This is a genomic window from Anaeromyxobacter oryzisoli (genome assembly GCF_022690765.1).
Classification (GTDB): domain Bacteria; phylum Myxococcota; class Myxococcia; order Myxococcales; family Anaeromyxobacteraceae; genus Anaeromyxobacter; species Anaeromyxobacter oryzisoli.
The window spans coordinates 1-8,532 of sequence record NZ_JALCZA010000129.1 but is presented as its reverse complement, the minus strand read 5'-3'; the positions used below and the strand labels follow the sequence as shown (position 1 = coordinate 8,532).

General features: G+C 76.7%; 7 protein-coding genes. 6 read left to right on the top strand and 1 reads right to left on the bottom strand.

The genetic code is table 11. The features are described from left to right. Positions 1-232 precede the first annotated feature (232 nt). The 3 genes from MNZ27_RS22355 to MNZ27_RS22345 all read left to right on the top strand — a co-directional run bounded on the left by MNZ27_RS22355 (position 233) and on the right by MNZ27_RS22345 (position 4,154). Positions 233-1,003 (top strand): DUF4159 domain-containing protein, encoded by a 771-nt coding sequence (locus MNZ27_RS22355; protein ID WP_242396286.1) that lies wholly within the window; start codon positions 233-235, stop codon positions 1,001-1,003. Positions 1,004-1,289: 286 nt separating this feature from the next. Further along, positions 1,290-3,293, top strand: a complete 2,004-nt coding sequence (locus tag MNZ27_RS22350; protein ID WP_242396285.1) for a glutamine amidotransferase — start codon at positions 1,290-1,292, stop codon at positions 3,291-3,293. A gap of 372 nt (positions 3,294-3,665) precedes the next feature. Beyond that, positions 3,666-4,154 carry an FKBP-type peptidyl-prolyl cis-trans isomerase gene (locus tag MNZ27_RS22345; RefSeq protein ID WP_242396284.1) on the top strand — a complete coding sequence of 163 codons (489 nt, stop codon included), beginning with the start codon at positions 3,666-3,668 and terminating at the stop codon, positions 4,152-4,154. A gap of 218 nt (positions 4,155-4,372) precedes the next feature. Here the strand turns inward: MNZ27_RS22345 and MNZ27_RS24140 are convergent, their stop codons facing one another. Next, entirely contained in the window at positions 4,373-6,790 is a 2,418-nt protein-coding gene (locus MNZ27_RS24140) for a hypothetical protein (RefSeq protein ID WP_242396283.1), read from the bottom strand. 89 nt (positions 6,791-6,879) lie between these two features. On the opposite strand from MNZ27_RS24140, the gene MNZ27_RS24135 reads away from it, so the two are divergent. The 3 genes from MNZ27_RS24135 to MNZ27_RS22325 all read left to right on the top strand — a co-directional run. Next, positions 6,880-7,779 (top strand): HAD family hydrolase, encoded by a 900-nt coding sequence (locus MNZ27_RS24135; RefSeq protein ID WP_242396282.1) that lies wholly within the window; start codon positions 6,880-6,882, stop codon positions 7,777-7,779. 43 nt (positions 7,780-7,822) lie between these two features. Next, positions 7,823-8,149 carry a (2Fe-2S) ferredoxin domain-containing protein gene (locus MNZ27_RS22330; protein ID WP_242396281.1) on the top strand — a complete coding sequence of 109 codons (327 nt, stop codon included), beginning with the start codon at positions 7,823-7,825 and terminating at the stop codon, positions 8,147-8,149. Between the two features lie 120 nt (positions 8,150-8,269). After that, on the top strand, positions 8,270-8,532 hold a 263-nt coding region (locus MNZ27_RS22325; RefSeq protein WP_242396280.1), incomplete at its 3' end, for a hypothetical protein.

The following is an 8,532-nucleotide window of genomic DNA, read 5'->3' as shown; positions in this document are numbered from 1 at the left end:
GCCCGCGCCCACACGGCGAGCCGTCCGAGCAGCAGGAACGCGATCTCGACGTTCCGCTCCGTCACTCCTTCTCCGTCCTCGAATCCGTCTGAGGCGCCATCCCTGGGACTCTAGCACGGGCTCCCGGCGGGCCCCCGTCGGCGGAACGAACGGGCGCGGCCCGGCGATCCGTCCTAGACTGTCGAGGCGCCCCAGGGAAAGGGCGCGCCCGCCGCGCGCCCCCTCGAAGCCGATGCCCCGTCCGCCCCTCCTCCTCTCGCGCCGCGCCCTCCTCCGGGGCGCCGCCGCGGCCGGCCTCGCCGCGATGCTCCCGCGCCGCGCGCGAGCGCTGCCGGCGGCGTCGCTCCTCGCCGTGGGGCAGATCCAGCACCGGGGCAACTGGAACCCGCGCCCCTCCGCGATCCGCCGCCTCGGCTGGGAGCTGGCCCGGCGGACCTCCATCGAGCCCGCGCCGGACGCGGTCCCCGTCCGGCTCGACCGCCCCGGGCTGCACCGCCACCCGATGCTCTACCTCGCCGGCGCCGGGCCGTTCCCGCCGTTCTCCGAAGCGGAGCGCGCCGCGCTCCGGCGCCACCTCCAGTACGGCGGGTTCCTGCTCGTGGACGCCGCGGACGGCTCGGACGGCGGCGGCTTCGACGCGGCGGCGCGGCGCGAGCTCGCCGCCGTGCTCCCCGCGGCGCCGCTCCAGCCGGTCCCGCGCGAGCACGTGCTCAACAAGACCTTCTACCTGCTCGACCGGCAGGGCGGCCGCGTGCTCGTGAAGCCCTGGGTCGAGGCGCAGGCGCTCGACGGGCGCCTCGCGGTCGTCTACTCCCAGAACGACCTCGGCGGAGCCTGGGCCCGCAGCGAGCTCGGCGAGTGGGAGTACCCGTGCACGCCCGGCGGCGAGGCCCAGCGCGAGACCGCCTTCCGCGTGGGCGTGAACGTCGCGATGTACGCGCTCTGCACGGACTACAAGGACGACGCCGTGCACCTGCCGTTCATCCTGCGCCGGCGGAGCTGAGGGGGATCGCCTGGACGCGCGCTACGACGCGTGGCGGCTCACCGCCCTCTCGCCCCTCCCGACCTGGGCGCTCGCGCTGCTCGGGCTCGCGGCGCTCGCGGCGATCGCCCTCGCCTGGCGCGGGCTCCGCGGCGAGCCCCGGCCGCGGCGGCGGGCGGTCCTGCTCGCGCTGCGCGCGGGCTCGGCGGCCCTCGCGGTCTTCCTGCTCGTCGAGCCGGCATTCGAGCTGCTCCAGACCGCGCGGGTCCGCAACCGCTTCGCGGTGCTGGTGGACGCGTCGCGGTCGATGGCCTTCCCCGTGGAGCCGGGCGGGCCCACCCGCGCCGCCGCGGCGGGCGCCTTCCTCGCCGAGCACCGGGCGGAGCTCGCGCGGCTGCAGGACCGGGCGGACGTCGAGTGGTACGCGTTCGGCGGCGACGTCGCCCCGGCGGACCCCGCCGCCGCGGCGAAGGGGCTCCCCCCCACCGGCGGCCGGACCGACCTGCTCGGCGCGCTGGAGGCGGCCGCGGCGGGCGGCGGCGCGACCCGCAAGGTCGCGGGCGCCCTGATCCTCTCCGACGGCGCCGACAACGCCGCGCTCCAGGGCGGGCTCGACGGCGCCGCGCGCGCGAAGCTCCGCGCCCTCGGGTTCCCGGTGAACACCGTCGCGGTCGGCCGCGGCGCCCCCCGGGACCTCGCGGTCGAGCGGGTGGCGGCGGACGACTTCGCGTTCGTGCGCAACACCGTCACGGTGGAGGTGACGCTCCGCGCCCGCGGCTTCGGCGACCAGGACGTCCCGCTCGTGCTGCGCCGGGAGGGCAGCGTGGTGGCCGAGACCACCGTCAAGCTCGAGCGGGGGAAGGACCGCTACACCGTCCCGCTCCGCTTCGCGCCGGACCAGACCGGGACCTTCGTCTTCACCGTCGCCGCGCCGGTCTTCCCGGGCGAGGCGATCGTCGAGAACAACCAGCGGTCGTTCGTGCTGCGGGTGATCCGGGATCGGGTGCGCGTGCTCCTCGTCGCGGGGCGGCCGAGCTGGGACGTCCGCTTCCTGCGCGGCCTGCTCAAGCAGGATCCGAACGTCGATCTGGTGAGCTTCTTCATCCTGCGGTCGAACACCGACCAGCCCGGCCCGCAGGAGGAGCTGTCGCTCATCCCCTTCCCCGTCGCCGAGATCTTCGGCGATCAGCTCAAGACCTTCGACGCGGTCCTCTTCGTGAACTTCGCGTACGGCCCCTACCGCGGCCTGGAGATCGATCGGTTCCTGCCGAACCTGCGCGACTACGTGCTCGACGGCGGCGCCCTCGCGATGGTGGGCGGGGAGCAGAGCTTCGGCGACGGCCGCTACGGCGAGACCCCGCTCGCCGAAGTCCTCCCCGTGGCGCCGCTCGACGGCACCGCCGAGGCGGAGGCCGAGGTGCGCCCGCGGCTCACCGCGGAGGGGCGGCGGCACCCCGTCACGGCGCTCGCGCCGGGCGACGGGCCGAACGCTGCGGTCTGGGCGGCGCTCCCGCCGATCACCGCCGTGAACCTGACGCGCGCCCTGGCGCCGGGCGCCGGGGCGTCGGTGCTGCTCGAGGCGCCGGGCGTCGAGGTCGAGGGTCGGCCCGCCCCCGTCGTCGCGGTGCGCGAGGTCGGGCACGGCCGCACGCTCGCGGTGGCGACGGACGCGACCTGGCGGTGGGGCTTCGTCGCGGCGGAGTCCGGCCAGGGGAGCCGCGCCTACCTGCGCTTCTGGAACGGCGCACTCCGCTGGCTGGTGCGCGACCCGTCGCTCGCGCCGCTCCAGGTCGAGCCGGACGCTCCCGCCGTGGAGCCGGGCGCGCCGGTGGGCCTCACCGTCTCGACGCGCGGGGCCGACTGGGGCCCGGCGGCGGGGAAGAAGGTCTCGGCCGAGCTGCGATCCGACGACGGGCGGCCGGTCGCCCGCGGCGAGGCGGTCGCGGGCGCGGACGGCACGGCGCGGCTCGAGCTCGTGCCGCCCGGGCCGGGCGCCTACAAGATCGTCGCGCACGCCGAGGGCGAGGCGGAGCCGGCGACGGCCGCCGTCGCGGTGCGCGGCGCCGGCCCCGAGGACGCCGACGTCGCGCCGCGCCCCGAGCTGATGTCGGCCATCGCGGAGGCGACCGGCGGCGGCAGCTCGGCGCTCCCCGGCGGCGAGCTGCCGGACCTCGCGCTGCACGAGGCGGAGGTGGTGGAGATCGGTCGTCGCAAGGCGGTGCCGATCTGGGATCGCTGGTGGACGCTCGCCGCCCTCGCGGGCACCCTCGCGGCGGAGTGGGTCCTGCGCCGGCGCTGGGGCTACTGGTAGGCCGCCGGCTCACCTCGCAAACCTTTCTCCGGCCGGCCGGGCGACGCATGCGTTTCGTGCCGCCCCGCGAGTTCCCTCGCGGGCGCGGGGCCCCGATGCCCTCGGCGCGCAGTTTTTCGATCGGGAGCTGCCCGGCCGCCTGCGGCACGAAGGCTGCAGCGCTCTCACGACGTCGCCGCTTCACGGGCGCCCGGTGCACGGACCGGGCGTCGCATCACCGCCGGCCGCGCCGATTCCCGGGCGCGGCCGGCGTGCTTTTTTCCTCCCCCTCGAGGCGGATTCGCTTGCCGGGCCGTCGGGAATCGCGGAAATACCCGGCGAGTGGGAAAGGCGCCTCGCCGTCCCCAAACTGTCAGGCCTGCGGAGGGCCGAATGAAGATCGCGAAGGGCAACGTCGTGGGCATCGAGTATTCCCTGCACCTCGGGGACGGGCAGGTGATCGACGCGTCGGACCCCGGCGAGCCGCTCACCTACCTGCACGGCGGGGGGCAGATCGTCCCCGGCCTCGAGAACGCGCTCGACGGGCTGGACGTCGGGGACAGCAAGAAGGTCGTGGTGGCGCCGGCGGAGGGGTACGGCGAGCACGATCCGGAGGGCATCCAGGAGGTCCCGCGCAGCGCCTTCCCGCCCGGCTTCCAGCCGGAGGTCGGGCTGGAGCTCACCGCCGAGGGGCCCGACGGCGAGCCGGTGCCGTTCACGATTCGTGAGGTCAAGCCGGACGCGCTGACGATCGACCTGAACCACCCCCTGGCCGGGAAGACCCTCCACTTCGACATCACCGTCCGCGAGGTCCGGGCGGCGACGGAGGAGGAGAAGGAGCACGGCCACGCCCACGGGCCGCACGGGCACGGGGACGAGTAGGCTTCAAGCTGCGGCGGGGCCCGGAGGTGATCGGGCCCCGCGCGCGCCTCCGTGAGCCGTGAACGGATCGCCGGGGCTCGGGCTGCGGCGGCCACGGGGCCGTCGAACACGGGCCACGGGCCACGGGCCACGGGACTAGGGACTCGGTTCACGGGGAGGCCGGTGACGGTGACGGGCACGGGGCACGGGCGGGCCCCGCTGCCCGACGCCGTCACCGATCACGGCTTCGGCGTCACGTCGTAGGTCATCGTCTCGCCGGAGTGGATCGTGAACCGCTCCGACACCTTGGCGTCGCCGCGCCGCGCCTCGACGCGGTGGGCGCCCTCCCAGAGCGGCACGCGAGCGTCGCCCATCCCGATCCGGCGGCCGTCGATCAGGATCTCGGTGTCCGCCGGCGCCCGGACCTGGAGCGCGCCACGGCCCAGCTCGAAGCGGACGGGCGTCGCCGGACCGTGCACCTTCACGCGCCGGCGAGCGTCGATGCCCTGCGCGGCATCGCTGAGCCGCACCTCGTGCTCGCCGGCCGCGACCGGGACGGTGAGCGGTGGGCGGCCGGCGCGCTTGCCGTCCACGAAGACGTCCACCGCCGGCTCGGCGCTGATGGCGAGCGACGGGGGAGCCTCCGGACGCCGCGGGGCCGCAGGGGCGGCGGTCTTCGGCGTTGCGGACGGCGCGCGCGATGGCGACGGCGCGGTGGCGGCCGCCGGGCCGGCGGGCGCGCGGGCCGAAGCCGGCGCGGGAGACGCGGGGACGGGCGACGGCGCCGCGGACGCGGTCGCGGTCTGCTCCGCCGTGGTCACCTCGCGTGCGGACCGGCGAACGAGCTCGCCCCGGAGCACGCGAACGGCGACGACCCCGAGGACGACGCCGAGCGCGGCCCCGGCCACGCCGAGGACGAGCGGGAGGCGCGAGCGCGCGGGCGGCGGAGCCGGGAACGTGATCGCGGGGTCGGGCGAGGGCCGGACCGACGTGGAGCCCGGGGCGGACGCGGCACTGGGCGCGGGGCTCGCGACCGGGGGCTGGCTCGCGGCGGGGTTGGGATACGCCGCCGGGTTGGCGCCCGGGTTCGGGTACGCGCCCGGGCTCGGGTACGCCGCCGGATTCGGGTAGGCGGCAGGGTTCGGGTACGCGCCCGCATTCGGGAACGCAGCGGGGTTCGGGTACGCGCCCGGGTTCGGGAACGCAGCCGGGTTCGGGTACGCGCCCGCGTTCGGGAACGCGGCCGGGTTCGGGTACGCGCCCGCGTTCGGGAACGCGGCCGGGTTCGGATACGCGCCCGCGTTCGGGAACGCGGCCGGGTTCGGGTACGCGCCCGGGTTCGGGAACGCAGCCGGGTTCGAGTACGCGCCCGGGTTCGGGAACGCGGCCGGGTTCGGGTACGCGCCCGGATTCGGGAACGCGGCCGGGTTCGGGTACGCGCCCGTGTTCGGGTATGCGGCCGGGTTCGGGTACGCGCCCGGGGGCGGGTACGCGTTCGGGGTCGGGTATGCGTTCGGGTTCGGATACGCGTTCGGGTTCGGGTACGCGCCCGCATTCGGGAAGGCGGCTGGATTCGGGTACGTGCCCGGGGGCGGGTACGCGGCGGCGTTCGGGTGCGCCGCGGCCGGATCCGAGGACGCCGACGGCGTCGCCGCCGGGAGGGGCGTCGAGGCCCGATTCGCGGGCGCAACGTGGCCCCCCCGGGCCGCCGCCTGAGCCGGAGTCACGATCCAGGGCTCGACCTCCGCGGCGCTGCCGGCCTGCGCCGGTCGCGCAGCGCCCCGCACGACGGCCCGTGACGAGGCTTCGCCGGCGCCGGCGGCGCCCGCCCGCGCCGGCCCCTTCGTCTCCGGAGCGGTGGCTGCATGGCCGGCCAGCTTCACCGCGAGCACCGCCCGCTCCGGGCGTGCCGGGGCGATCGCCTCGACGTACGCCGCGACCTGCTCGCCCGGCGCAGGCGGGAGCGCGCTCGCGATCGCCGCGACGAACGCGGCGGCGGTCGGCGTGCCGGTCCCAGCGGCGGGCGCGAGGGCGCCGTCCACGACGGCCGCGAGCGTGTCGGGGATCCCCGGCCCCGCGAGCGGACGCGACGGGGTGGACGGCGGCGCGCCCGAGAGACAGCGATACAGGATCTCCGCGAGCGCCCGGACGTCGTCCGCGGGGGCGCCCGCGCCCGCGGACGCGCCGACGCCGCCCACGCGCGTCCCGCCGTCCGCGCCGACCCAGATCCACGCGGGCGAGAGCGCCCCGTGCACGAGCGGCCGTCCTTCGCCCGCGTCCGCCGCGTGCACCGCCGCGAGCCCCGCCCCGGCGTCGCACACGATCCGCGTCGCGATCTCCGGGGGCAGCCGGCCGCTCGCGGAGAGCACCGCCTCGAGCGCGACGCCGTCCACGTGCACGGAGGCGAGCGCCACGGACTCGTCCACGGTCTCGAGACCGAGCGCGGGGAGGAGGTTCGGGTGCTGGACCCGCGCGGCGACCTCCGCGAGGCCGGCGAGCGCCGCGAGGCGTTCGGCGGCGTCGGCGATCTCGGGGGGCGCGAACGCGAGGACGACGGGCCGGGGGCCGACCGCGGTGTCCTCGAGGTGGAGCGCGCGGCGCCACCGGCCCGCCGGGGCCAGAGGTGCGACGAGGTGGTGTCTTGCGTTGTCGGGCACGGCGCATCGTAACATCCCGGCGGACTTCACGCGCCGTCCCGCGCTCGGTGCCGGTGGCGGCGTCGCTCCCACCTCGCTACGATGGCCGCGTGCCGCGCCTCCGCGCCGTCGTCACCGACCTCGACAACACGCTCTACTCCTGGGTGGACTACATCGTCCCCAGCCTGGAGGCGATGGTCGCCTCGCTCGAGCAGACCACCGGCCGGCCACGGATCGACATCATCCAGTCGCTCAAGGCCGTGTACGCGCGGCACGGCTCGAACGAGTACCCGTTCGCCATCCAGGAGTCGTCGCTCTTCCACCCGTACGACTCCGACTTCGACTCGTTCGAGGCGCTGGTGATCCGGCCGGCGCAGCACGCCTTCGCCGAGGCCCGCCGCCGCTACCTCGTCCCCTACCCCGGCGTCCGGGAAGCGCTCCTCGAGCTCAGGGAGCGCGGCGTCCCCGTCATCGCCCTCACCGACGCCCCGCGCAACGCGGCCGAGTACCGGGTGCGGCTCCTGAAGCTGGACGGCCTCCTTCACGGACTGTACACGCTCCGCGGGTACACCCTCCCACGGAACGTGAACCCGGAGATCCGCCGGCGCGACGCCGCCGGCCACTACCGGCTCGAGCGGACGCGGGTGATCGAGCTGCCGCGCGCCGCGGAGAAGCCGGATCCGCGCGGGCTGCGGCGCGTGCTGCGCGACCACGGCCTCGATCCCGCCGAGGTCGTCTACGTCGGCGACAACGTGAAGAAGGACATGCAGGTCGCGAAGACGTGCGGCGTCACCGGCGTCTGGGCGGAGTACGGGACCTACGTCTCGAAGGAGTACCGCGACCGGCTCGCCATCATCGCGGCGCAGAAGGTCACGCGCCGCCACGTCCCCGACGAGGGTCAGGGCCGGTGGCCGTGCGCCATCTCGAGCTTCGCGCAGGTGCTCGAGCTGCTCGACCGCGCCGCGGCGATCCCGCGCGCGGCGCGCCGCCCGTTGCCACGGCGCCGCTGAACGCGGCTGGCGGCGCCCGCCCGCGGCGGCTAGACAGGCTCTCGTGCGCTTCCGCCACCACGTGTTCGTCTGCGAGAACCACCGCGACCCGGCCGATCCTCGCGGCGCCTGCGGGAACAAGGGCAGCGAGGCCGTCCGCCGGGCGCTCAAGGACGAGCTCGCGCGCCGCGGGCTGCAGCGCGAGATCCGCGCCAACTCCGCCGGGTGCCTGGACGCGTGCGCGTTCGGGCCGTCGATCGTGGTCTACCCGGAGGGCGTCTGGTACGGCCACGTCACGCCCGCGGACGTCGCGCAGATCGTCGAGGAGCACCTGATCGGCGGCCGCCCCGTGGAGCGGCTCCGGCTGCGCAAGCTCGAGGGCGGCGGGTAGCGCCGGCGCCGCCCACGCACCTCGCCGCCTGCCGGGCGCCCGGGTGCCCGGCCGCGTGGCGTGCGGGGCGTTCGTGGTAAAGCCATCGCCCTGGCGCCGCGCGCGCCGGACGGACCCGCCATGGACGTGCTCTCGAACGGAGTCGGCTGGACGGCGCTCGCGGTTGGCGCGGTGCTCGGCGCGTACGCCGCGGCGTACGCCGGCGTTCGCCGGCTGCGCCGGCTCCCCGCCTCGATCGCCGCCGCCCTCGCGCTCGCGCTCCTCGTCTGCCTCGAGGCGGCCATCGCGAACGGCCTCTCCCTCGCGGGCGCGCTCACGCGCGGCGGAGTGCTCGCGGCGCACCTCCTCGCGATCGCGGCCGCCGGCGCGGGCCTCGCGTGGCG